We start from the raw sequence: 25,223 nt of genomic DNA on the forward strand, positions 1-25,223 counted from the left end.
AGTGGCCCGGCTGAGTGGTTACTCGTAGCCGTAGGCACGCAGGCCGGCTTCGTTGTCGGCCCAGCCGCTCTTGACCTTGATCCAGACCTCCAGATACACCTTGCCGTCGAACAGTTTTTCCATGTCCATGCGGGCTTCAGTGGAGATCTGCTTGAGCTTGGCGCCCTTCGCGCCAATGATCATCGCCTTGTGCGCGTCGCGGTCAACCAAGATGGTCACGAATACGCGGCGCAGGCGGCCTTCGGTCTCGAATTTGTCGACGATGACGGTGCTGGAATACGGCAATTCGTCGCCAGTCCAGCGGAAGACCTTCTCGCGAACAATTTCTGCGGCCAGGAAGCGCTCGCTGCGATCGGTCAGCGCTTCTGGGTCGTACATCGGTTCGCCTTCCGGCAGGTACGGGCGCACGATGCCGAGCAAGCGGTCGATGTCGTCGCGGTTCTTGGCCGACATCGGCACGATTTCGGCAAACGGAAACACCTGTGCCATGTCCTGCAGGAACACGGCGACCATCTCGGCGCGCGTATACGCGTCGAGCCGATCGACCTTGTTGACAATCAGGATCACGGGCGTCTCGCGCGGCAGCAGCGAGAGCACCTTCTCGTCGTCCGGGCCATAGCGGCCCGCTTCAACCACGAACAACACGGCATCCACCGACGTAAGCGTGGAGGTGACTGCGCGGTTCAGCGAGCGGTTCAGCGCCGTGGCGTGGCGTGTCTGAAAGCCCGGCGTATCGACGAAGACGAACTGGGCGTCATCGGTCGTCTGAATGCCAGTGATGCGGTGGCGCGTGGTCTGCGCCTTGCGCGATGTGATGCTGACTTTCTGGCCCACCAGGGCATTCATCAGCGTGGATTTGCCGACGTTCGGCCGCCCAACAATGGCGACCATGCCGCAGCGGAACCCCTCCGGCACACCAGATTCTGGCTGCGGAGGTTGCAATGGGGTGTCGCTCATTTACCTGATTATTCCTTCAACCTGAGAGACAACTGCGGATCGGGCGGCGTAGCCTGCTTGCGCGTCTTGCCGGTGCGCTCGGCGCGGCTGCGCTTGACGAGCTGCGGCACTAGGCGATGCGCTTCATCCAGGGCCAGCTTGGCCGCCGATTGTTCGGCCGCGCGCCGCGATGCCCCGCTGCCAGAGACGCGAATCTCCAGCTTCGGGATCGAGCACTCGACCTCGAACTGCTGATTATGCGCCGCGCCGTGGGTAGCAACCACCGTGTACAGCGGCAACGCAATCTTGTGACCTTGGAGGTACTCCTGCAACAGCGTCTTGGCGTCCTTGCCGAGCGTGCGCGGGTCGACCTGTTCAAGGATCGGGATATAGAGTTTGCGGATCAGGGTGCGGGCAGCATCGAAGCCGCCGTCGAGGAACACCGCCCCGAAAATCGCTTCGAGCGCATCAGCCAGGATCGAAGGCCGGCGGAAACCACCGCTCTTCAATTCACCTTCGCCCAAACGTAGGGCATCGGGCAACAGCAACATCTGCGCAATCTCGTACAGCGCCTGCTGCTTGACCAGATTGGCCCGCACGCGCGAGAGATCGCCCTCATCCAACTTGCCGAACATGCCGTAGAGCATGTCGGCGACGGCGCAATTCAGGATTGAATCGCCAAGAAATTCCAGGCGCTCGTTGTGCATCGCGCTGTGGCTGCGATGGGTGAGCGCCTGCTGCAGCAACTCCGGTTTGCTGAAGCGGTAGCCAAGACGTTGCTGTAGTGCATCCAAACTCATGTCAACGCTGGGTCCCCGAATAGGTGATCACCAGACCGATGGGGCCATACAACGGGATATCTCGCTTATAGGAGAAACGCACTGCCTGGATGGAACCACTGCCATCCAGCACTTCCAGATCTTCACCCTTGATCGACGTGATGTCGTCGATCGCGGCTTGCTTGTCAAAGGCGTTGGCCACTTCTTCGCGCGTGCTTGCACGTTCACGCGCCTGCTTCACGGCGCGCGTGATGGCTTGATATTCCATCAGGCTTGGGACGGATCGAATAGCCGGCAGCACAAACGTGATCAGCACAATGATGCCGATCAGGATGCCGAACATCGTAATCCCGCGCGACGGGCGTTTCAGACCGGCCTGACGAATCCGCATTGCATTTCCCCCGTTGTGCAATTGCCGAGTTTCAATAAGAGCTTTTTGCATCACTTACCGGATCAATGGAAAGCACCGATCCGCTTCAGGTCACCCAGGTTCATCCAGATGAAGAACGCTTTCCCGACGATGTTCTTGTCCGGCACGAAACCCCAGTAACGGGAGTCCGCACTGTTGTCGCGATTATCGCCCATCATGAAATAGTGACCTGCAGGTACCTTGCAGGTGAAACCGGTCTGATTGTAAGTGCAGTTTTCGCGGAACGGAAAATCGTCCGGACCGGAGACATAAGCGGGGCGGTCGGCGTCGTTCAGGATGTTGTGCGTGACGTTGCCGAACGTCTCCTGATACTGCTTCGAGTACGTCAAGCGCTCGCCATCGAGGTAATCGGACTGCGGTGCGTAGGTGGCCGGTTGGCCATTCACGGTCAGGCGCTTGTTGTCGTACTTCACCACGTCGCCGGGCACGCCGATCACGCGCTTGATGTAGTCCATCGACTCGTCTTTCGGATAGCGAAAGACCATCACGTCGCCGCGTTGCGGTTGATTCAACTCGACGATCTTCTTGTTCACGATGGGCAAACGAATGCCATACGTGTACTTGTTGACGAGGATGAAATCACCGATCTGCAGCGTGGGAATCATCGAGCCCGACGGAATCTTGAACGGCTCGATCACGAACGAGCGCAGCAGGAACACTGCGGCGATGACCGGGAAGAAACTGGCCGTGTACTCCAGCCACCAGGGCTGGCGCAGCTTGTCTTCAGCCAGTTGCAGACGCGCGGCACCGATGTCGCCACCGCCGCCGTACTGCGCTTGCACCTGCGCACGCGCGTCGAATTCAGCCAGTGCCGCGGCCGCAGCCGCCTGACGCTGGCGCTGGAACACGAGCTTGTCAGCCACCCACGCAATACCGGTGAGGACGACGAGAACAAACAGAATCAGGGCGAAGTTCATGGATGAGAGATCGTCCGAGCGATGTCTGGATTATTTTTCTTCGACGCGCAGGATGGCCAGGAAGGCCTCTTGCGGAATTTCAACGGTACCAACCTGCTTCATGCGCTTCTTGCCCTCTTTCTGCTTTTCGAGAAGCTTCTTCTTGCGCGAGATATCACCGCCGTAGCACTTGGCCAGCACGTTTTTGCGCAGCGCCTTGACGTTTTCGCGGGCGATCACATTGGCGCCAATGGCTGCCTGGATTGCCACGTCGTACATCTGGCGCGGAATGATCTCGCGCATCTTGGCGGCCACTTCACGGCCACGGTACGTACTGTTTGAACGGTGGACGATGATGGACAGCGCATCGACCTTGTCGCCGTTGATCAGGATGTCGACCTTGACCACGTCCGACACGCGGTACTCCTTGAACTCGTAATCCATCGACGCATAACCGCGCGAAACGGATTTCAGCCGGTCGAAGAAGTCCAGCACGATCTCGCCCATCGGGATCTCATACGTCAGCTGAACTTGGCGGCCGTGGTAGCTCATGTTGATCTGTGAGCCGCGCTTCTGCTCGCACAACGTAATCACGGCGCCCACGTAATCCTGCGGCATGTACAGATTGACCGTGACGATCGGTTCGAGAATCGCCTCGATCTTGCTCGGGTCCGCGGGCATCTTGGCGGGGTTTTCCACCTGCATCATCGTGCCGTCGCGCAGTTGCACCTGATAGACCACCGTCGGCGCGGTGGTGATCAGATCCATGTCGAATTCGCGCTCCAGGCGCTCCTGCACGATCTCCATGTGCAACAGACCAAGGAAGCCACAGCGGAAGCCGAAGCCCAGCGCCTGCGACACTTCCGGCTCGTACTGCAGCGAGGCGTCGTTGAGCTTGAGCTTTTCCAGCGATTCACGCAGCGCTTCGTACTGGTTGGCTTCCACCGGATACAGGCCGGCAAACACCTGCGGCTTGACTTCCTTGAAGCCCGGCAGCGGCGCCTCGGCCTTGCGCGGTGCAACGTGGGTGATGGTGTCACCCACCTTGGCGGCCTTCAGTTCCTTGATGCCGGCGATGACAAAGCCCACCTGCCCCGCGGACAGCGATTCGCGCGGCACCGACTTCGGCGAGAACACGCCCACCTGTTCCACCAAGTGCTGCGCACCGGTTGCCATCAGCAGGATTTTATCTTTGGCGCGCAGCGTGCCGTTCACCACGCGCACCAGCATCACCACACCGACATAGTTGTCGAACCACGAGTCGATAATGAGCGCTTGCAGCGGCGCGGCCGGGTCACCCTTGGGCGCTGGCACCTTGGCAATCAGCGCTTCCAGTACGTCGGCCACGCCTACGCCGGTCTTGGCGGAGCAGCGCGTCGCGTCTGTCGCGTCGATGCCGATCACGTCTTCGATTTCCTGGATCGCGTTGTCCGGATCGGCCGCAGGCAAGTCGATTTTGTTGAGCACCGGCACCACTTCCACACCCAGCTCGATGGCGGTGTAACAGTTGGCAACGGTTTGCGCCTCCACGCCTTGGGAAGCATCGACCACCAGCAGAGCACCTTCGCACGCGGATAGCGAGCGACTGACTTCGTAGCTGAAGTCGACGTGTCCCGGGGTGTCGATCAGGTTGAGGTTATAGACCTTGCCGTCCCGTGCTTTGTAGGACAACGCGGCGGTCTGCGCCTTGATGGTAATGCCGCGTTCCTTCTCGATGTCCATCGAGTCCAGTACTTGGGCTTCCATCTCGCGGTCGGAGAGCCCGCCACACAACTGGATGATGCGATCGGCCAGCGTCGATTTGCCGTGGTCGATGTGGGCGATGATCGAGAAATTGCGGATATTGTCCATCGAATGCGTCGAAAAGCGCCCATCCCGGGCGCGTCTGCCGGGAGCGCGAGGCGGTTCCGGCATGGCCGGCGCACATTGGCTGCGCTGGCGGGAGGTATTGGATTCCAAGCCGAACTTGCGACACAGAAATCGTGCAATGCAAAAATCGGCGCTAACAGGCGATTTTACCGGATTTCAGGGGGCTTCCCGCGCCTCTTTTTGCGGCAGGGGCGCTGTGTCAGGCGCACGCGCCGTCTGCGCTGCAAGCCATGCCTGCACGGCAGGCACATCGAGAAAGTAGTGACACAACTCCCGCACGTCTTGGGGCGAGGCTGCCGGGCCCCCGGTCATCAGTACGGGCACCAACTCGTCAAACCGCGCTTCCAGCGCCGGATCGCTGTCGACGTCCACTTCGTGCAGCACAAAAGAAAAACCGCGCCGGAGCGGCTCCAGCGCGTTCTTCATGTCGTCGCACAAGTGGCAGTACGTGCGTCCGTAGAGCGTCAGCTCGATCACTGGCCGCTACCCGAACGGGCCGCGCTCGGGCGCAGCGTCACCACCTGGGTCGCATCGCCACGGCGTACAAACACGGCAACCATGCGGTTTTTGTCGAGCTTGGCGACCACCTCGTTGAACTGCTTGGCGTTGGAGACGTCGGTATCGCCCACGCGCAGAATGAGATCACCCGGTCGAATGCCGACGCGCGCCGCCGGCCCTTCAGAGACCTGCACTTCAACGCCACTCTTGGTCTTGAACTCGCGACGCGCGCCGTCAGACAAGTCAGCCACCACCAGCCCCAGCGCATTCGGCTTGCCCGGACCCTGCTGGCTGTTATCAGGCTGCGCGCCCTTGGCGCGCTGCGCCACCTTGGTGTCGGCCTGCAACTCGGCGACCGTCACGGTCAGATCGCGCGTTGCGCCCTTGCGCCAGACCTGCACGGTAGCGCGCGCGCCCGGCTTGGTTTCGCCGACTTGGCGCTGCAGGTCACCCGCCTTCTCGACATCGCGGCCGTTGTACTTCAAGACGATGTCACCGGCCTCGATGCCGGCCTTGTCCGCCGGACCGCCCGATTCGACATTGCCAACATAGGCGCCGCGCGCACGGCCCAGACCCAGCGACTCCGCTGCATCCTTCGGCACGTTGTCGATTGCCACACCGATGCGGCCGCGTGTCACGCGCCCCGTCGCCTTCAACTGCTCAGCCACACGCATCGCCTCGTCGATCGGAATCGAGAACGAGATGCCCATGTAGCCGCCGCTTTGGCTGTAGATCTGGTTGTTGATGCCGATCACCTCGCCGCGCAGGTTGATCAACGGGCCGCCCGAGTTGCCGGGGTTGACGGCTACGTCGGATTGGATGAACGGCAGGTAGTCGCCCGTATCGCGCCCCTTGGCCGACACAATGCCTGCAGTCACCGTATTGTCCAGCCCAAACGGGGAACCGATTGCGAGCACCCACTCGCCTACGCGCACCTTGTCGGAATCGCCGAGCTTCAGGCTAGGCAGAGCACTCGCCTCGACCTTGACGAGCGCAACGTCGGTACGCTTGTCCAGGCCGATCAGCTTGGCCTTGTACTCGCGCTTGTCGATCAGCGTGACATAGATGGTTTCCGCGCCTTCCACCACATGCGCGTTGGTCAGGATGTAGCCGTCGCCTGAAATGATGAAGCCGGAACCGACACCGCGGCTCTGCTCCTCTTCCTGTTGCGGCGGCGCGTTGCGGCGCTTCTGACCCTGCCCCGGCATGCCCGGCATCGGTACACCGAAGAAGCGGCGGAAGAACTCGGCCATGTCGTCATCGTTCGGACCACCCTGCTGCATACGGACCTTTTCGGTCGTGCGGATGTTGACGACAGCGGGGCTCACCTTCTCGACCAGATCGGCAAAATCAGGCAAACCATACGTGCCCGTGGCCACGCTACCCGTGGCGTTCTGTGCGTGGGCCGGCGCCAGCGCGCTCCCAACCGCCACAGCGGCGGCAACGCACAGCAGACGCAAGGCGTGAACGGATCGAGCGGTACGCATGAAAGCTCCCCGGAACAAGAACAGATAGAGAATTGGCACTGCGCGACCACGTCGCGCACCCAAGATAGATGCCAGCTTGTGGCTATTACGGCGCGCTGGCCGGCTTGTTGGCCGCGTTGGCGGACACCGGCTTGTAGTCGACTGCTGCGCCAAACTGCTTGATGGTAGCAAACGGGACTTCGCCCACGACCGTTAGCCAGAAATCGGCAACACGTCGCACCATCACATGCGTAGCGCCTTGTGAGATGAAGCCTTCGCGGCGCGTGCGCTTTTCCGATACCGGCTCGATAAAGAGCGACAGCCCTGCCAACCCGTCGCTAAACACGACCTGCTGGACCTCGAAACCGGAACTGTTCTTGCCGGCTGGCGCAATGTCGCCCAGCGGACGGCGCACCTCACGGATCTTCTGGAAGCCCTTGACAGGGTTGCCGATCGTCCAGCCTTGCTCGGCCAGGTTAGTCGGCTGGGTCACAATCTCGTACTGATTCCAGCCGTTCAGGTTCTTGAGCGCAGTGACGATCTTCTGCTTTTCCGACGGCACACCCAACTCTACTTGCGAAAAGGCAACCTGCTCAAGCACCTTGCCGTCTTCACCGATAGTCTGGGCGCGCATCAACAAACCACTGTTGCGCTCCGCCCAGATTCGGTAGGCATAACGGTAGCCGTCCTTCGGATCGAGTTGGAAGACTTCACAATCCATGCCCGCGACGCGCTCGGTCGGCAGGTGGCGCATGTCGTACTGATCAAGCACATCGCCATTGGTGGTGGCGAGCAGTGCGGGGAAGCTGTCCTTGTGCTCCTGCTTCTCCGTCACAACGAGTTTGACGTCGTAAATCAGGTTCCGGACGACGTCATTCTGGCGCAGCATTTCGCGCTGCTTGCCGTCCAGCGCCTCGACGCGCTCGTATTCGTTGTTGAAGAGATCAGCGTAATGCTGGATGCGGGTGGAGTGCATGCCGGTGCCACGCTGATACGTGAGCGTGCCGACATAGTTCTGCTTGAGCGCTGCGCGATGGATTTTGGCCAGCCAGGAGGCGGCCTCCTTGCGCGGCATCGGATCGGGCTGCGGCTGGGCGGCTGTTGCCAGCGCCGAAACACACAGAAGGAGAAAAACCGACCGACGAACGGCCTGCAGCTTGCGGGCGCCTGCCCCGGCAACGGGGTGCCACACCTTCGACATGGATGCCCGCATTATTCCTGATTGGAGTCCTGGGTGTTCGCCACCCCATTGGCCACTGCACGCAGATAGGGAACCACCATACCGTTGGTCGCTGATTGCCGGTGGGCACTCAGGTATTCGTCCAGACGGGCATCGCGGATCATCGGCGTATTGTCAGTTGCCGCCACGGTCAGCGCCTGCGCGCCAGCACCTTGCGTCGCTTTGGCGACCAATGCTGGGGAGCCGTCAGCGCCATCGGCAGGACCGCGCAGTTGCGGCACGACAACCCAGCTAACAGCAGCCACCGCCGCCGCCACGGCGGTCGTAGGCACGATCCGGCGGACCCAAGCAGGACTGACCAGGAAGCGGTGCCTCTCTTGGGTTTTCGCACGCTGCGCTACTGCCGGCACCAGCAAGTGAGGCTCGGCGTCGAGCTTGGCCGAGAACCGGCTGAGGAAATCTTCAGAGGAACGCGTGTTCAGCAGATCTTCCGACCGGAGCACGTCGCCGATCAGTTGATATTCGCGCCAATGTGCTGCGCCCTCGCCATCCTTGGCGACTTCCACGGCAGACGACACCTCGTGCGCTGCGACTTCACCGTCCATCAAGGCAGAGATGCGTTGTGCGAACTCCGCTTCTGCCGTTTGCAATTGAGCCTGACCCATTTCCCGACCCCAAAAACTCCAACGTCCAATCAACGATCCGAGAGAAGACTTCCCGAGGTTTCACCGTTTGCAGCCGCATGCGGCCGCCGGCTTGTCATATCGGCTGGCTACCACCGTTTGCCCTCCACTGTTCCCAGCAGGGGGCGCAATTTCTCGGCAATCGCCTCGCGCGCCCGGAAGATGCGGGACCGGACCGTGCCGATCGGGCATTCCATCGCTTCAGCGATTTCCTCATAGCTCAGACCCTCGATCTCCCGGAGCGTGATTGCGGTACGCAATTCTTCGGGCAGCGCTTCCATTGCACGGTTGACCGTTTCGGCCACCTGCTTGGTGTGCAGCATGGAGTCCGGCGTATTGATATCCCTTAGTAGCTCACCGTCGGCAAAAGTTTCAGCCTCTTCGGTGTCGATGTCGCTGGACGATTCCGGGCGCCGCCCCTGAGTCGCCAGGTAATTCTTGGCCGTGTTGACGGCGATGCGATACAGCCACGTATAGAACGCGGATTCCCCCCGAAATTGGGGCAACGCACGGTAGGCCTTGATAAAGGCATCCTGTGCCACATCCTCGACTTCGGCCGGGTCACGGATCAGGCGCGAGACGAGCCGGATGATCTTCCGGTGGTACTTGACCACCAGCAGTTCAAACGCTCGCTTGTCGCCTTGCTGGACGCGCTCGACGAGGATCTGGTCGGCTTCGCGTTCGCTCACGGATTCTTCACCTGCAGTGTATCGCCTTGAATTTTTGTGACCTGGAAACGTTGTATTTTACCTACGACACACCGGACACCTGGGAAACCACTCGCGGAGGCCCCAAGCGCAACAGACTTCGCATACGACGTAGCGTCCCGGCGGAAAACCACGGCGGCATCAGCACAAAAATCTGTGGACACCACCCACGCCGCGCGACCCCCAGGACCAAGACGCGCTCACCGAGCGCCCATGACCATAACAGAGCCGCATTTTGGACAGCTTCTGGTGCTTTCAATCGGACCTGCCACGCGGCTTGACCGGGCTCTCCGTCTTCTTTGAGACGAGCGCGCCACATCAGTTCCATAGCAAGCGGCGAACGGTTCACCATCAAAGGAAGGCAGGCAACCATCGTCAACCCGCTGATGATGCCCCAAGTCACCGACGGCAACATGGCACCCCAAGTTTTGATCGCCCAGAACACAACGGCGCAGACAAGGGCGGCAATGCCGAATCGGCTGATCGCGCACAACCGCCGATACAGCGCCGGAAAAACAATGTGCTGGACAACCAAGGCAAGAACGAAGCAGCACGCGCCGTGAGGCTACATGCCGCTCTGCCTTACGGGCGCTTAAACACCAGCGTACCGTTCGTCCCGCCGAAGCCGAAGTTGTTCTTCACGGCCACGTCGATCTTCATGTCACGCGCGGTGTTGGCGCAGTAATCGAGATCGCACTCGGGATCCTGGTTGAAGATGTTGATGGTCGGCGGCGACACCTGATTGTGCAGCGCCAGCACCGTGAACACCGACTCCAGACCGCCCGCGCCGCCCAACAAGTGGCCGGTCATGGACTTGGTGGAGTTCACGACGACCTTGCTGGCATGATCGCCAAAAGCCGCCTTGATGGCTTCGGACTCGTTCTTGTCGCCCAGTGGCGTGGAGGTGCCGTGCGCATTCAGGTACTGGATCTGATCTGCGTTCATGCCGGCATCGCGCAGCGCGTTGAGCATGCAACGACGCGGGCCGTCCATGTTCGGCGCCGTCATGTGGAATGCGTCGCCGCTCATGCCGAAGCCTGCGACTTCCGCGTAGATCCTGGCGCCGCGCGCCTTGGCCGACTCGTACTCTTCCAGCACCATCACGCCCGCACCTTCGCCCAGGACGAAGCCATCGCGGTCCTTGTCCCAGGGGCGCGACGCGGTGGCCGGATCCTCGTTGCGCGTGGACAGTGCGCGGGCGGCGGCAAAGCCGCCGATGCCCAGCGGCGACACGGTCGATTCAGCACCGCCCGCAACCATCGCGTCGGCATCGCCCGCCTGGATCAGGCGCGCAGCCAGACCAATGCTGTGCAGACCAGTCGTGCAAGCCGTGACGGCTGCCAAGTTCGGGCCTTTCAAGCCGAACATGATGCTTAGATGGCCGGAGATCATGTTGATGATCGAACCCGGCACAAAGAACGGCGAAATCCGGCGCGGCCCGCGATCGACATAGGTCTGGTGCGTATCTTCGATCATCGGCAGACCGCCGATACCGGAACCGACCAGTACACCGATGCGCTCTGCATTGGCTTCGGTGACTTCCAGCCCGCTGTCCTTCAGCGCTTGCACGCCGGCAGCGATGCCGTAATGGATGAAGGTATCCATGTTGCGGGCTTCCTTCGCCGGGATGTAATCCTCGGCGTTGAAACCCTTCACCTCGCCAGCGAAATGCACGGCCAGGTTCGACGGATCGAATTTGGTGATGGTGGCGATCCCGGACTTGCCGGCGACCAGATTGGCCCACCCCTCGGCGACCGAGTTCCCTACCGGAGAGACCAGCCCCAGGCCGGTTACTACTACGCGACGACGGCTCACTATGCTTTCCTGCAACTCTGTATCAGCGACAAAGGCCACAGAAAACGCGCCACCCGGTCAAGCCGGACAACCGCCCTTTCTGTGGCCCGCGATGTCAAGAGATCGATTGACGCTTACGCCTTGACGTGGGCGGTCGCGTAATCGATGGCTTGCTGCACCGTGGTGATTTTCTCGGCTTCTTCGTCCGGAATTTCCATACCGAACTCGTCTTCCAGAGCCATCACCAGCTCAACCGTATCGAGCGAATCCGCGCCCAGATCGTTCACGAACGACGATTCGTTCTTGATGTCTGCCTCGGCCACGCCGAGTTGCTCAGCAACGATCTTCTTAACGCGTGCGTCGATGTTGTCCATTTAACCCTCCAGGGAAGTATTCGACAAAAAGTGCGCGCATTCTAGCAGGTTTGCGCGGTGAAAAACCGCGCGGGAATCCATGCAAAAATTGCGCCCAACATGATGCTAAAAGCCAGTTAAATCAGCGATCGCGCAGGATTCTGCACATGTGCAAAGCCCGCGCAGCCGCCGCCGGGACGGCTTCCTTATCCCATGTACATGCCGCCGTTGACGTGCAGCGTCGAGCCCGTAATGTAGCCCGCCGCCGGTGACGCCAGGAAGGCAACCGCGCTGGCGATGTCCTCAGGCGCACCGAGGCGGCCCAACGGAATTTGCGCCTTCAGCGCGGTATGTTGCTCTTCCGACAGGACCTTGGTCATGTCGGTATCGATAAAGCCCGGTGCAATGCAGTTGACCGTGATGTTCCGGCTGCCGATCTCACGCGCCAGCGCGCGAGCCATGCCTTCCACGCCGGCCTTGGCCGCGGCGTAGTTCGCCTGACCCGGGTTGCCGGCGGAGCCCACGACCGAGGTGATGTTGATGATGCGGCCACCGCGCGCCTTCATCATCGGGCGCAACACGGCGCGCGACAGGCGGAACACGGCGGAGAGGTTCGTATCGATGACCGACACCCATTCGTCGTCCTTCATGCGCATCGCCAGGTTGTCCTGCGTGATACCTGCATTGTTGACGAGAATGTTCAGGCCACCGTGCGTCTTGATGGTTTCGTCGATGACCGCCTCGCAGCGCGCGGCGTCATTCACGTTGAGCACCACACCCGAGCCCTTCACGCCGGCCTCGGCAAAGTACGCGGTGATGGCTTGCGCGCCGGCTTCCGAGGTGGCCGTACCGATCACCGTCGCACCTTGGCGCGCTAGTTCCAGCGCAATGGCACGGCCGATGCCGCGCGAAGCACCGGTAACGAGAGCAACCTGATTGTTCAATGCTTGGGTCATACGAATCCCGTTGATTATTTGAGTTGACCCAGCAAGGCTTCTAGCGACGCCGGATCGAAGATCGCGTCGCCAACGATCTCACCATCGATACGTTTGACCAGACCCGCCAGCACCTTGCCCGGGCCGCACTCGACCACGCGGGTAATGCCGTCGGCCTTCATCTTCTGGACCGTCTCGACCCAGCGCACCGGCGACGCAGCCTGGCGCACGAGCGCATCCTTGATGGCAGCCGGGTCGCTCACCACAGCCACGTCAACGTTATTGATAACGGGGATCACCGGGGCATTGACCGTCACGTTGGCGAGATACTCGCGCAGACGATCCGACGCCGGCTTGAGCAGCGACGAGTGGAACGGAGCCGACACCGGCAGCGGCAGCGCGCGCTTGGCACCCTTGGCCTTGGCGATTTCGCAAGCCTTCTCGACAGCCGCCTTGGCACCGGCGATCACCACCTGGGCCGGCGCGTTGAAGTTCACGGCTTCGACCACACCCGCACCCGAAGCTTCGGCGCATGCGGCGCGTACGTCATCGTCCGACAGGCCGAGGATCGCGGCCATGCCGCCCTCGCCCACCGGAACGGCTTCCTGCATCGCCTTGGCGCGGAAACGCACCAGCGGTACAGCGTCTTTGAACGCGATGGCACCTGCGGCGACCAGCGCCGAATACTCGCCGAGGCTATGGCCGGCCACGACGGTCGGCGTCGGGCCACCGGCAGCCTGCCATGCGCGATAGACAGCAACAGCTGCTGTCAGCATGACGGGTTGCGTGTTGGTCGTCAGATTCAGTTCTTCAGCCGTGCCTTCGGCGATCAGCTTGCCGATGTCCTGGCCCAGCGCGTCGGACGCCTCGGCCAACGTGGCCGCCACGGCCGGATGATCGGCAAACGCATTGAGCATGCCGACCGATTGCGAACCCTGGCCGGGGAAGACGAAAGCGAATGTCATGGCTCGTATTGTTCGTTCTGGAAATTCGTCGATCAGAAGCGCAGCAGCGCGGCGCCCCAGGTAAAGCCGCCACCTACGCCTTCGAGCATCACGTGCTGACCGCGCTGGATGCGGCCATCGCGCACAGCAACATCGAGCGCCAAGGGAATCGAGGCAGCCGACGTGTTGCCATGCTCGTCGACGGTCACGATCAGGCGCTCGTTCGAGAGGCCCAGCTTCTTGGTCGTGCCCTGCATGATGCGGATGTTCGCCTGGTGCGGGATCAACCAGTCGACTTGCGAGGCTTCGAGCTCCGCGGCCGCCAGCGCTTCACGGGCAACCTTGTCGAGCACCGTGACGGCCAGCTTGAAGACGGCTTGACCATCCATGTACAGGAAGGCGCTACCCTGAATTGCCCCTGCGGCCACGTTGCCCGGCACGCACAGGATGTTGGCGTGGCTGCCGTCAGCATGCAGCGCAGTCGACAGGATGCCCGGCTCGTCAGAAGCCTGCAGCACCACGGCACCAGCGCCATCGCCAAACAACACACAAGTGGTGCGGTCGCTGAAATCGATGATGCGCGAGAAAACTTCCGAACCGATCACGAGCACGTTGCGGTACGCACCCGAGCGGATAAATTTGTCGGCGGTCGCCAGCGCGTAGACGAAGCCGGAACACACGGCCTGTACGTCGAACGCGGGACACCCGTTGGTGATGCCGAGCTTTTGCTGCACCAGGCAAGCCGTGCTCGGGAACACGAAATCCGGCGTGGAGGTCGCCACCAGGATCAGGTCGAGTTCGGAGCGATCGATGCCGGCAGCTTCGATAGCGCGCTCAGCCGCCTTCACTGCGAGGTCGCTGCACGTAACATCAGGCTCGGCGAAATGACGCGCCCGGATGCCGCTGCGCGAGACGATCCATTCGTCGCTCGTCTCAATACCCTTCTCGGCCAATTGGGCCGCCAGTTCGTCATTGGTAACCCGCTTGGGCGGCAGGTAGCTGCCCGTACCGATGATCCTTGCGAAACGTGTCATGTGCGGTGGGGTGAAATCTGACTCGGGAGCGACGCGTTCAAGCAGCGTCGGCAGCCGGAGTGGAAGTGGAGACCGGCGCAGCGCCCGCTGCGTCATGGTGCGATTCGAACGCCTGCGCAATGCGGGCGATCACGCCGTTAGCCGCAGCGTCGTAGGCACGTTTGATGGCCCATTCGAACGCGTAGGCATCGGCCGAGCCGTGGCTCTTGATGACCAGACCACGCAGGCCGAGCAGCGCGGCGCCATTGTAGCGCCGATGGTCCACGCGCCGTTTGAAACGCGTCAACACTGGCAGCGCCACGACGGCGAGCAGCTTCGTGAACAACGAGCGGCCGAATTCCTGGCGCAGCATCTCACCGATCATCTTGGCCAAGCCTTCGGTGCTCTTGAGCGCTACGTTACCGACAAAGCCATCACAGACAACGATGTCGGTCGTGCCCTTAAAGATGTCGTTGCCTTCAACGTTGCCGAAGAAGTTGAGATCGGAGGCACGCAGCAACTCACCCGCCTGCTTGACGACCTCGTTGCCCTTGATGACTTCTTCGCCGATGTTCAGCAGCCCAACCGTCGGACGAGGCTTCTGTTCAACCACCGACACCATCGCCGAGGCCATCTGCGCGAACTGCAGCAGATGCTCGGGCTCGCAGTCGGCATTGGCGCCAAGATCCAGCACGGTGGTGCCAGCACCTTTCTCATTCGGGATCGCGGTGGCGATGGCTGGGCGGTCAATGCCGTCCAGCGTCTTGAGAACGTAACGCGACACCGCCATCAATGCGCCGGTATTACCAGCGGAAACGCACGCCTGAGCGACGCCGTCCTTGAGCTGATTGATGGCCACGCGCATCGAAGAATCTTTCTTCTTGCGCAGCGCAACCTCGACCGGATCGTCCATCGACACCACCTCGGAGGCGGGAACGATGTGGACGCGCGGGTTCGCGCTAGCGTGAAGTCGCTTAAGCTGCGCCGCAATGGCATCAGGCTGCCCGACGAGCAGCATTTCGACGTCTTCGTGTGCGGCGAGAAAATGAATCGCTGCAGGGATTGTCACGCCAACGCCGTGATCACCACCCATGCAGTCGATGGCAAGCTTGATGGTCATGCGAGTCTGAGTTGCGGTTTCATGTGCGGCTCCGGCCGTTGGCGCGCGTATGGTACACAAACCCGTACACGCATTGCCGAATTTCGCTCAACAAAAAAGCGGCAAATTGGCTTGCCGCTTTTTCGCTTGCATCATGAACCTGTGCGTTCAGACCAGCCCAACACGCTTGCCAGAAAACTGGCAAATCGCATCAGTCGTTCTTGGTCTTCACAACCTTGCGGCCACGGTAGTAGCCGTTCGGGCTCACGTGGTGACGCAGGTGCACTTCGCCGGTGGTCGGCTCGACAGCGACCGGGGCCACCGTCAGGAAATCGTGCGAACGATGCATGCCGCGCTTGGACGGCGACTTCTTGTTTTGTTGAACAGCCATGACTGACTCCTAAGCAATTTGATCAATTTTATCACATCACACGGAGCCGGAGCGTAGCCATTCCGGTAGGCGTGTGAAACGTACTGCCATCAGCGCGCGCAATACTCGCGCACGCCTAATGTTTGGTCTTCAGGTTGGCCAGCACCGCGAACGGCGACGGCTTCTTTTCAGCTTCAGCCTCCTCCGGCAATACCTCATCCGGACAGGCTGCATGACGCGGCGACACCGGCAACGCCAGCAACAGCTCATCTTCGATCTGCGTGATCAGATCAAAGTTGCGCGAGCCGACGATGACATCGGCCTCATCGTCATCCAGCGGAGCGGCATCGGCCTCGGCTTCCGAGCGCATGACCTCCAGGCGCATGCGCACCGGCAGAGGTTGCTCGTACGCTTTGAGGCATCGCTGGCATTGCAGCCAGACCGCACCCTCCACTTCCAGATCCACGAAGAGCCGCTGGCGCGGCAACTGACCGGCGGTGGCTTCCTCGCGCACCAGCCCCTGCAGCTGCCAACGGAACTGCGCGTTGGCGTCAGCCGGAGCATCGGCTGCTTGCTCGGCAAGCAGGCGATGCATGTCGGTCAGATGGACCGCGCCACTTGCCGGCTCGCCTGCGCGAATGAACGCGAAAAGATCGAATGCACGAAAATCCACGAATCGAACCTGCTAAACGCGTTGCTGTTGGTGCGCGAACCGGATCGACCGCCCTGCAGCGCCCGACACCTTGCGCCTGGGCGCCCGGTTTGCGACACTGCGCGGCCAAACCGCGAAACGCGGGATTATAGCGGGCAGAAACCTCTGGCGTCAAAAGGTTTTGCTCAAAATCCACTGCATCTTCAAGCACTTATGACTTCTGCATCGCGTCCGCCGCTAATTCTTGCCTCCAGCTCGCCATATCGGCGGGAATTGCTCGAACGCTTGCGCCTGCCGTTTGAGATCGTGGTACCGAACATTGACGAGACCCCCGCTCCGGACGAGTCACCCGACCGGACCGCTCTGCGCCTCGCCCGGCAAAAGGCGGAGAAGGTCGCAGCGGGCCATCCCGGCGCGCTGGTCATCGGCTCCGATCAGGTCGCCACACTGGACGGCAAGCAGGTCGGCAAACCCGGCGACCATGCCCGCGCACTGGCGCAACTGCACTGGATGCGAGGACGCACCGTCACATTCCATTCAGCGTTGTGCCTGTACGACGGCCGGACCGGGCAGCACCAGAGCGAGGACATCCGCACGCTGGCGACCTTCCGCGATCTTTCCGATGAGGAATTGGACGCCTACTTGCATCTGGAACACCCGTACGACGTTGCAGGAAGCGCCAAATCGGAAGGTCTGGGCATCGCCTTGCTTGAACGCGTGGAGTCGTCCGACCCGACCGCGCTGGTTGGCCTGCCGCTGATCGCCCTGACCAGCATGCTGCGCAACGTTCACTACCCGCTCTTCGCCTGAACCATGGCCGGTACGCTTTACCTCATTCCAAATACGCTGGGCTCGCGCGATGCGGCTGACCCGCTCCCTGACGTGATTCCGGCCGGCGTGCAGCAGGTCACCGCGCGACTCGATTACTTCGTCGCGGAGCATGCCAAGACCGCACGCGCGCTACTGAAGAAGCTGGCCGAGACCACGCCGCTGGCGCGCCCACTGCAGGAAATCACCATCCGCGAGCTGAACGTCAAAACGCCCGAATCGGAGCTGGAAGCGCTGCTGGCGCCGGTGGTTGCCGGCCAGGACGCGGGGCTGATGTCGGAAGCCGGCGTGCCGGCGGTGGCCGATCCCGGCGCGAATCTCGTGCGTCTCGCGCACCGACGCGGCGTGCGCGTAAAGCCACTGGTGGGGCCGAGTTCGATCCTGCTGGCGGTGATGGCGTCTGGCTTGAACGGCCAGAGCTTTGCGTTTAACGGCTATCTGCCGGTCGACGCCGCGGAGCGTAAGACCAAGCTGCGCGCGCTGGAGCAGCTTTCACGCTCAGCGGGCCAAACACAGGTGTTTATCGAAACGCCATACCGGAACGGCGCGTTGCTCGAGGCCATTCAGGCTGGCTGCGCGCCGAGTACGCTGCTATCGATTGCAGTGGACCTGACGCTGCCCGACGAGCAGGTCGTCACACTGCCGGTGAGCGACTGGCGCGCCGACCGCATGAACCTGCACAAGCGGCCGGCAATCTTCTCGCTGCTGGCGCGGTAGCGCGCCTCTTCCCTCTTCTACTCCTTCATCAGCAGCTTGAGCTGGCCCGTAGAGGCCAGCGCCTTCACAGCGCCCGCGCCCATGGCCGTGCCGAGCTTGCGTGCCACGCGCGAGGCGAAGTTTTCCTTGACGGTGTAGTCGACCACGTCCGGAGCCTTGATGACGCTGCGAGCGACGAAATCCGAGCTGCCGATCGCGTCGGCCAGACCAAGATCCACGGCCTTGGCGCCCGTCCAAAACAGGCCCGTGAACAGCATCGGATCGTCCTTCAGACGGTTGCCTCGCCCCTGCTTCACCACATCGATGAACTGCTGGTGCACCTGATCGAGCATCTCCTGCGCATACTGCTTCTGCTGGGGCGACACGGGCGAGAACGGGTCGAGCATCCCCTTGTTCGAACCGGCCGTGAGCAGGCGGCGCTCCACGCCCACCTTGTCCATCAGACCAGTAAAGCCGAAGCCGTCCATCAGCACGCCGATCGAGCCGACGATGCTGGCCTTGTCGACGTAGATTTTGTCGGCAGCTGCGGCCACGTAATAACCGCCTGACGCGCACATCTCTTCGACCACAACGTACAGCGGAATCTTTTTGTACTTGGCGCGAAGACGGCGGATTTCATCGTTGATCATGCCCGCCTGCACCGGCGAGCCGCCCGGCGAATTGATCTTCAGGATCACACCGACGGTGTTGTCGTCCGCAAACGCGGCTTGCAACGAGGCGTTGATGTTCTCGGCGCTGGCGTTTGTATTGGCCGCAATTTCGCCGTCGAGCGTGACAACCGCCGTGTGGCGGCCCGTGCTGACGGTCTCGCCTTCCAGACTGGCGAACGCGTAAATAAGCACCCCGATCAGGCCCAGTGTCACGAAGCGGAAAAAGATGCGCCAGCGGCGCGCGGCGCGCTGCTCACGGACGGTTGCCATCAATACTTTTTCCAGCACCTCTCGCTCCCAGCCGCCGGCCTGCGCGGATGCTGCCGGCGCAGATGCCGATGCGGGCTTACCGGCAGCCGGGTTCCGCAATTCGGCTTCAAGCGGATGATCAGCGTGCTGGGTGACTTCCAGCGCTTCTGATTTGCCTGCACCCTCGTTGGGGGCGTCGTCGGGCCCTTTCGGCGGAATCGAGTCGGTCATAGACAAGGAGAAAAACGGTCGAGAAGAAAAACTGCGCTGCTAGGCAGAAGGTGTTCGCACCGGCGCGGGCACGGGCGCCCGAAATAGCGCATCCGGCTGCCACCAGTCTGCGCCGTCGCGCTCAGCAACCTCAAGCTTGGACAAATGCGAGCCCCGGCAAGGGCCGCCGACGCACCGGCCAGTATCCGGCTCGTAAATGGCGCCATGCGTTGCACACATCAGATACAGGCCCGAACTTTCAAAAAACTGGCCTTCCTGCCAATCCATTTCCATCGGCACATGCGCACACTGGTTCAAATAACCGTGGACGCCGCCCGCGTAACGGACGACAAACGCGCTGACGAGCCGCCCGCGCACCTCCACCTGAAACCGGACCCCCAGGCCGCCATCTTCCAGCGCGGCGCCCTCGCACACACGAATTTGCTCATCCATATCAGGCATGTTGCGTCAGCCAATTGTGTAAATCGGGAACCGACTTGGCGCTATACAGTGGCGTAAGCGAATCCAGCACATCGGCAGGATGCGCGCCGTATGTGACGGCTACGCCGGCGGCGCCCGCATTGGCCGCCATCTGCAGATCGTGCGTCGTGTCGCCAATCATCACCGTGCGCTCGACCTCCATGCCGAGATCGCGCGTGAGCTCGAGCAGCATCGCGGGGTGCGGCTTGGAGAATGTCTCATCGGCGCAGCGCGTGTTGTCGAAGACGCCCGTCAGATTCGTCGCTTCCATCGCACGTTGCAGGCCAACGCGGGATTTGCCCGTCGCCACGGCAAGCAGATAATTCTGGCGGCGCAATGCCTCCAGCATCTCACGCACACCCGGAAACAACACGAGCTGCGCGTCGCGGCTGAGGTAATGGAAGCGATATCGGTCAGCCAGCTTGCCGTAGTCGGCAGGATCGAGGGTCGGCACAGCATATTCGAGGGCATCCCGCAGGCCCAGTCCGATGACGTGGCTCGCCCGTGTATCGTCGGGCACCGGGAGGTCAAGATCCCGGCATGCAAGCTGGATCGACCGGGTAATGGCCGACGTCGAATCCATCAACGTGCCATCCCAATCGAAGACGATCAGATCAAAGCGCTGCTGCGGCATCGGAATCGGGGCCCTGGAAAGCGTTTAGGAAATCGGCACACTCGGCGGGCAACGGCGCATTGAACGTGACGATTTCACCGCTTTGCGGATGCGTCAGCTGCAGGCGATGCGCATGCAAGAACATCCGCGCCAGCCGCGGCGAAGCATTCGCACGGGATAGAGCCTTGTTCAAGGCGAAATCGCCGTACTTGTCGTCACCCAGGATCGGAAAACCGGCGTGCGCGAGATGCACACGTATCTGGTGCGTACGCCCGGTCTTCAGCTCGGCCTCCAGCAATGTGTACGGGCCAAAAACCCCCACCTTGTTGAAGATCGTGTGCGACGCTTGCCCATCCGCCTGTACACGCACCCGGCGCTCGCCTTCCGACGTGGTGTATTTGTGCAGTGGCGATTTGATGTGTTGACGCTTGTGCGGCCAGACGCCTTTCACAGCCGCAAAGTACCGCTTGTCCAACTGACCCTCACGGATCTGCTCATGCAGCGCTACCAGCGCAGAGCGTTTTTTGGCGAGCAGCAGAACACCCGACGTTTCACGATCGAGGCGGTGTACCAACTCCAGAAACTTCGCTTCCGGGCGCGACTGGCGCAATTGCTCGATCACCCCGAACGCGACCCCGGAGCCGCCGTGTACAGCCACCCCGGCGGGCTTATCGATCACCAACAGATGCGTATCTTCGTGAAGGATCGTGAATTCTGCCGCCGGCACCGGGCGCGCGGCTTCTACCTGCTGGGCGATCCGCAGCGGCGGAATACGAACCAGGTCGCCGAGTTTCAAGCGGTATTCGGCATCGATGCGACCCTTGTTAACCCGCACCTCGCCGGAACGCAGGATGCGGTAGATATGGCTTTTGGGCACGCCCTTGGCCACGCGCATCAAGAAATTATCGATGCGCTGCCCTTCGGCGTCCTCGCCGATTTCAACATAGGCGACCGACTTGCCGTCGAGTGCGTCGCCGAGTGTGCCACGTCCGGCCTGTTGAATGCGGCCATCAAATGGATGGCGTAACTCATTCATTTTCAATATAATTTTCTCGCTGGACAGTCGTTTAAGCGCCAGCAACAGCCGGTCGGAACGAAACAACAGGTATTGTACACAGCCACCGTTTCGGTCCGGAACGCGCCGATCTCTCGCCCACTTGTGTTACAAAGCTAATCACGTGGCCGACTAATCGGCACGAAAGCAGCACGCACCGCTGTCCCATCGCGCAGGACGTGAACCAAAGATCACGTCGGCAAGGTCGGCCAGCGTAGAACGAGCAGCTGGTAGAACAGAATTCAAAGGCGGGCGCCACATGGTCATCCATACGGCGCCCGCTTGGTGAAAGAAGCCCTTGCCGCACCAGACTGGTGCCGGCCGGCTGAACATCCGGTTACCGCGTTGCCATGGCGGTCCGGCGGCAAAACTCCAAAAAGCAGCACGCCGCCCGATCTGCCCCGCCGCGGGTTTCGTCCGGACAAGCCGTCCGTCAATTCGCTCTTTGTGGTCGCTTCACGCGACTCGCCGCCGCCGGCCCGCCTGCGAATGCATCGGGCCCGTGGCACGAGTGACAGGACGCGCAACTGGACGCCAACCGCGTCCGCGGACTCCGCCCTGCCATCCATGATGATGCGTGGAATGCCCTCATTTCTTTCACCCGTGCCCCGTCGCGCCTTTTTTGTTGGCCGACACCTCGGCAATTCGTTGACCACCCGCTCCGCCTTTGCGTGCTCCATGAAGCGCCGTGCTTGCACGGCATTGGAGTGAGGTTGCAATGAAACGCATGTTGTTCAATGCGACGCAGCAAGAAGAATTGCGCGTCGCCATTGTCGATGGTCAGAAACTGATCGATATCGACATCGAAACCGCCGGGCGCGAACAGCGCAAAGGCAATATCTACAAGGGTGTCATCACCCGCATCGAACCGTCGTTGGAAGCGTGCTTCGTCAACTACGGCGAAGAGCGGCACGGTTTTCTCCCCTTCAAGGAAGTCGCCCGCGCCTATTTCAAGGACGGTGTGGACGTGCGCGGCGCGCGCATCCAGGACGCCCTGTCTGAAGGCCAGGAGCTGATCGTCCAGGTTGAAAAGGAAGAGCGCGGCAACAAGGGCGCAGCCCTGACCACGTTCATTTCGCTGGCCGGCCGCTATCTGGTGCTGATGCCGAACAACCCGCGGGGCGGTGGCGTGTCGCGCCGCATCGAGGGAGAAGACCGCCAGGAACTGCGCGAGACGATGGCGCAGCTGGAAGTACCGGACGGCATGAGCATCATCGCCCGCACCGCCGGTATCGGCCGATCGGCCGAAGAGCTTCAGTGGGACCTGAACTACCTGATGCAACTGTGGAAGGCCGTTGATGGTGCCGCCGTCGACAATAAGGCCCCGCTGCTGATCTATCTCGAATCCAGCTTGGTGATCCGCGCGATTCGCGATTACTTCCAGCCAGATATCGGCGAAATCCTGATCGATACGGACGATATCTACGATCAGGCCCGCGCTTTCATGAGCGTGGTAATGCCCGACAACATGAATCGGGTGAAGAAGTACCGCGACGACGTTCCCCTGTTCTCGCGCTTCCAGATCGAACACCAGATTGAATCGGCGTACTCGCGCATGGTGATGCTGCCGTCGGGCGGCGCCATTGTGATCGACCACACCGAGGCGCTCGTCGCCATTGACGTGAACTCGGCACGCGCCACCAAAGGCGCCGATATCGAAGAAACCGCCGCACGCACCAACCTTGAGGCTGCCGACGAAATCGCTCGCCAGCTCCGCCTGCGTGACTTGGGCGGTCTGATCGTGATCGACTTCATCGACATGGAGTCGAGCAAGGCCCAGAAGGACGTCGAAACCCGACTGAAAGACGCGCTGCGCCACGATCGCGCCCGCGTGCAGATGGGCAAGATCAGCCGCTTCGGCCTGATGGAGCTGTCGCGCCAGCGCCTGCGTCCGTCGCTGTCGGAAGGCTCACACGTCACTTGCCCGCGCTGTAACGGCACGGGCCACATTCGCGATACTGAATCCTCTGCCCTGCAGGTGCTGCGCATCATCCAGGAAGAGGCGATGAAGGAAAACACCGCCGCGATCCACTGCCAGGTGCCGGTGGAGGTGGCTGCGTTCCTGCTCAACGAGAAGCGCCCGGATATCAACCTGATCGAGACGCGCTTCAAGGTCAACGTGCTGCTGATTCCGAACAAGCATCTGGAGACGCCGCACTACAAGCTGGAGCGCCTGCGCCACGACGATCCGCGTCTGGACGACGACAAGGCCAGCTACAAGATGGCCGAAGAGGCCGCTAAGGAACTGGAAGCCGACACCGCCTACAGCACCCGTAAGGAAGCTGCCAAGCCGCGCCAGGAAGCCGCTGTCAAGGGCATCACGCCGGACCAACCGGCACCCGTGTCGGTGCCGCGCGCTGAGCGCCCGGCTCGTACTGAAGCCGCTCCAGCACCGCAGGCGCCGGCTCCGGTGCCCGCCCAGGGTGGTTTCGTTTCGTGGCTGAAATCGCTGTTTGGCGCCAAGCCGGCCGAGCCGGTGGTGGCTGCGCCCGTCGAAACACCGAAGCAACGTGCTGAAGAAGGCAACCGCCAAGGCCGTGGCAATCGTCAGGACCGTGGTGGCCGTGGCCAGCGCGGCGAACGTGGCGAACGTGGCGAGCGCCAAGGTCAAGGCCAAAACGGCCGTGATGGCAACCGCCAGGGCCGCGAGCGCAACGAAGTCCGCGAAGGTCAGCAACAAGGCCAGCGCGAAGGTCAACGTGACGGCCAGCGTGACGGTCAGCGCGGCAACCGCGATCGCAACCGCCAGCCGGCGCAGGTCGAGGGCGCTGTTCGCGAGACGGCTGAAGCTCGTCAGCCGCAGCAAGGGCAGGAAGTGCGCGGCGAGGGCCAGAACCAGGGCCAAGGCCGCCGCGAGCGCAATCAGGAACGCCGCGAACGCCAGCCGCGTGAAGCCCGTGAGGGTCGTGAGCCGCGCGAGCCACGTGAAAACCGCGAGCCGCGCGAAAGCCGCGGCGAGCGCGACCAACAAGCCAAGGAAGCCGCAGCCGTGGCCGCCGAAGCCCTAATCGACCCGACCGCCGCATCGCAAGTGCCGCAACCGCTGCTCGACACCGCTGCGCCGGCAGAAGGCGTCGTGGGCGAAGGCGTGACTCCTGGAGTGGAAGGCAACGGTGAAGGTGAAGAGCGCCGCCGTCGTGGCCGCCGTGGCCGCAACCGCTATCGTCGTGACCGCGAGGGTGCGGAAGGCGTCCGTGCAGAAAGTGAAGGTGAGGGTGAGGGTGAGGGTGAAGGTGAAGGTGAAAACGAAGGCGCTGAACACGCAGACGAAGCCGTCGCCGAAATGCATGCCGAGCCGGTGCTGCCCGCGACCGTGACGGAACCCGTGCAGACGACGTCGTTCGCACCTGTTGAGAACCCGGCTCCGGTGGTACACGAACCGGTGCATGCTCCGGAAGCTGTCGCACCTGTGTCGGCCCTGCCGCAAGTGCAGCCCGCGGAGCCTGCCCTTGCAACCGCTACCGTAGCGCCTGCCGCAGAAGTGCAAGCGCCTCAAGAGGCCATCGTGACGGCCTTCGCCGAAGTGCCGGCTCCGGTGCCGGCTCCGGTCAGCACGATCGCCAAGGCTTCACCGTTGCCGATCGAGACGCTGCAGAGCGTGCTGGACAACGCTGGCATGACATGGGTCCACACTGACGATCAGAAGCTGCGTGCCTCGCAGGAAGAAGCTGCGCGCACCGTTACGGCACCGCGTGTGCCGCGCGAGCGCAAGCCGCTGCCGCCGGTCCAGCACGGCCCGATGGTTTTGGTCGAAACCAACCGCCCGGCGGGTGGTGCAGACCAGCAGTAAGCAGCACACCGGCGGGTAACCGCCGGGG

25 protein-coding genes are annotated in these 25,223 nt (G+C 62.0%); 3 read left to right on the forward strand and 22 right to left on the reverse strand.

The features are described 5' to 3' along the window. Positions 1-18: 18 nt before the first annotated feature. From era to DOD19_RS10005, 18 genes are all read right to left on the reverse strand, one after another. Positions 19-957, reverse strand: a complete 939-nt coding sequence (era, locus tag DOD19_RS09915) for a GTPase Era (RefSeq protein WP_004635627.1) — start codon at positions 955-957, stop codon at positions 19-21. Positions 958-965: 8 nt separating this feature from the next. Beyond that, on the reverse strand, positions 966-1,736 hold the full coding sequence (gene rnc / locus DOD19_RS09920; protein ID WP_024976097.1) for a ribonuclease III: 771 nt from the start codon (positions 1,734-1,736) through the stop codon (positions 966-968). 1 nt (position 1,737) lies between these two features. Then, positions 1,738-2,106 (reverse strand): DUF4845 domain-containing protein, encoded by a 369-nt coding sequence (locus DOD19_RS09925; protein ID WP_024976098.1) that lies wholly within the window; start codon positions 2,104-2,106, stop codon positions 1,738-1,740. Positions 2,107-2,168: 62 nt separating this feature from the next. Then, entirely contained in the window at positions 2,169-3,062 is an 894-nt protein-coding gene (lepB, locus tag DOD19_RS09930) for a signal peptidase I (RefSeq protein WP_024976099.1), read from the reverse strand. Positions 3,063-3,092: 30 nt separating this feature from the next. Then, positions 3,093-4,892 (reverse strand): translation elongation factor 4, encoded by a 1,800-nt coding sequence (lepA, locus tag DOD19_RS09935; RefSeq protein WP_024976100.1) that lies wholly within the window; start codon positions 4,890-4,892, stop codon positions 3,093-3,095. Positions 4,893-5,066: 174 nt separating this feature from the next. Continuing rightward, positions 5,067-5,387 carry a glutaredoxin family protein gene (locus DOD19_RS09940; protein ID WP_024976101.1) on the reverse strand — a complete coding sequence of 107 codons (321 nt, stop codon included), beginning with the start codon at positions 5,385-5,387 and terminating at the stop codon, positions 5,067-5,069. Next, positions 5,384-6,895 (reverse strand): DegQ family serine endoprotease, encoded by a 1,512-nt coding sequence (locus DOD19_RS09945; protein WP_112185269.1) that lies wholly within the window; start codon positions 6,893-6,895, stop codon positions 5,384-5,386. Before DOD19_RS09945 ends, DOD19_RS09940 begins: the two co-directional genes overlap by 4 nt. An 85-nt stretch (positions 6,896-6,980) precedes the next feature. Further along, positions 6,981-8,075: a MucB/RseB C-terminal domain-containing protein gene (locus tag DOD19_RS09950; RefSeq protein WP_024976103.1), complete on the reverse strand. Its 1,095-nt coding sequence runs from the start codon at positions 8,073-8,075 to the stop codon at positions 6,981-6,983. Between the two features lie 11 nt (positions 8,076-8,086). After that, complete coding sequence (locus tag DOD19_RS09955) at positions 8,087-8,719, reverse strand: RseA family anti-sigma factor (RefSeq protein WP_024976104.1); 633 nt, start codon at positions 8,717-8,719, stop codon at positions 8,087-8,089. Positions 8,720-8,826: 107 nt separating this feature from the next. After that, complete coding sequence (rpoE, locus tag DOD19_RS09960; RefSeq protein ID WP_004635646.1) at positions 8,827-9,426, reverse strand: RNA polymerase sigma factor RpoE; 600 nt, start codon at positions 9,424-9,426, stop codon at positions 8,827-8,829. A 600-nt stretch (positions 9,427-10,026) separates the two neighbouring features. Next, positions 10,027-11,259, reverse strand: a complete 1,233-nt coding sequence (gene fabF / locus DOD19_RS09970) for a beta-ketoacyl-ACP synthase II (protein WP_112185271.1) — start codon at positions 11,257-11,259, stop codon at positions 10,027-10,029. Between the two features lie 113 nt (positions 11,260-11,372). After that, on the reverse strand, positions 11,373-11,612 hold the full coding sequence (gene acpP / locus DOD19_RS09975; protein WP_004635650.1) for an acyl carrier protein: 240 nt from the start codon (positions 11,610-11,612) through the stop codon (positions 11,373-11,375). A 185-nt stretch (positions 11,613-11,797) separates the two neighbouring features. Then, a complete protein-coding gene (gene fabG, locus DOD19_RS09980; RefSeq protein ID WP_112185273.1) occupies positions 11,798-12,547 on the reverse strand; it encodes a 3-oxoacyl-ACP reductase FabG in 750 nt (249 codons plus the stop codon). Positions 12,548-12,561: 14 nt separating this feature from the next. Further along, positions 12,562-13,491: an ACP S-malonyltransferase gene (gene fabD / locus DOD19_RS09985; protein ID WP_112185275.1), complete on the reverse strand. Its 930-nt coding sequence runs from the start codon at positions 13,489-13,491 to the stop codon at positions 12,562-12,564. A gap of 32 nt (positions 13,492-13,523) precedes the next feature. Next, positions 13,524-14,504, reverse strand: coding sequence for a beta-ketoacyl-ACP synthase III (locus tag DOD19_RS09990; protein WP_112185277.1), 981 nt, complete (start codon positions 14,502-14,504; stop codon positions 13,524-13,526). A gap of 37 nt (positions 14,505-14,541) precedes the next feature. After that, positions 14,542-15,603 (reverse strand): phosphate acyltransferase PlsX, encoded by a 1,062-nt coding sequence (gene plsX, locus DOD19_RS09995; RefSeq protein WP_112185279.1) that lies wholly within the window; start codon positions 15,601-15,603, stop codon positions 14,542-14,544. Positions 15,604-15,793: 190 nt separating this feature from the next. Continuing rightward, a complete protein-coding gene (gene rpmF / locus DOD19_RS10000; protein ID WP_024976110.1) occupies positions 15,794-15,973 on the reverse strand; it encodes a 50S ribosomal protein L32 in 180 nt (59 codons plus the stop codon). Positions 15,974-16,088: 115 nt separating this feature from the next. Beyond that, entirely contained in the window at positions 16,089-16,625 is a 537-nt protein-coding gene (locus DOD19_RS10005; protein WP_112185281.1) for a YceD family protein, read from the reverse strand. Positions 16,626-16,817: 192 nt separating this feature from the next. Between DOD19_RS10005 and DOD19_RS10010 the strand changes: the two genes are divergently transcribed. Then, a complete protein-coding gene (locus DOD19_RS10010; protein WP_024976112.1) occupies positions 16,818-17,414 on the forward strand; it encodes a Maf-like protein in 597 nt (198 codons plus the stop codon). A 3-nt stretch (positions 17,415-17,417) separates the two neighbouring features. Further along, positions 17,418-18,149, forward strand: coding sequence for an SAM-dependent methyltransferase (locus tag DOD19_RS10015; protein ID WP_024976113.1), 732 nt, complete (start codon positions 17,418-17,420; stop codon positions 18,147-18,149). A gap of 17 nt (positions 18,150-18,166) precedes the next feature. Here DOD19_RS10015 and DOD19_RS10020 read toward each other — a convergent pair whose 3' ends face one another. From DOD19_RS10020 to DOD19_RS10035, 4 genes are read right to left on the reverse strand one after another with little or no spacing between them, the layout of a single operon-like run. After that, complete coding sequence (locus DOD19_RS10020; protein ID WP_112185283.1) at positions 18,167-19,279, reverse strand: S49 family peptidase; 1,113 nt, start codon at positions 19,277-19,279, stop codon at positions 18,167-18,169. 39 nt (positions 19,280-19,318) lie between these two features. Then, positions 19,319-19,720, reverse strand: coding sequence for a Rieske 2Fe-2S domain-containing protein (locus DOD19_RS10025; RefSeq protein ID WP_112185285.1), 402 nt, complete (start codon positions 19,718-19,720; stop codon positions 19,319-19,321). Continuing rightward, positions 19,713-20,372 (reverse strand): HAD-IIIA family hydrolase, encoded by a 660-nt coding sequence (locus DOD19_RS10030; protein WP_024976116.1) that lies wholly within the window; start codon positions 20,370-20,372, stop codon positions 19,713-19,715. Before DOD19_RS10030 ends, DOD19_RS10025 begins: the two co-directional genes overlap by 8 nt. Then, positions 20,353-21,387, reverse strand: a complete 1,035-nt coding sequence (locus tag DOD19_RS10035) for an RluA family pseudouridine synthase (RefSeq protein ID WP_112185287.1) — start codon at positions 21,385-21,387, stop codon at positions 20,353-20,355. The genes DOD19_RS10030 and DOD19_RS10035 overlap by 20 nt, the downstream gene beginning before the upstream one ends. Before the next feature lie 736 nt (positions 21,388-22,123). Between DOD19_RS10035 and DOD19_RS10040 the strand changes: the two genes are divergently transcribed. Continuing rightward, positions 22,124-25,195 (forward strand): Rne/Rng family ribonuclease, encoded by a 3,072-nt coding sequence (locus tag DOD19_RS10040; protein WP_112185289.1) that lies wholly within the window; start codon positions 22,124-22,126, stop codon positions 25,193-25,195. Positions 25,196-25,223: the final 28 nt, after the last annotated feature.

This window comes from Ralstonia sp. GX3-BWBA (genome assembly GCF_003290055.1).
Lineage (GTDB): Bacteria > Pseudomonadota > Gammaproteobacteria > Burkholderiales > Burkholderiaceae > Ralstonia > Ralstonia holmesii.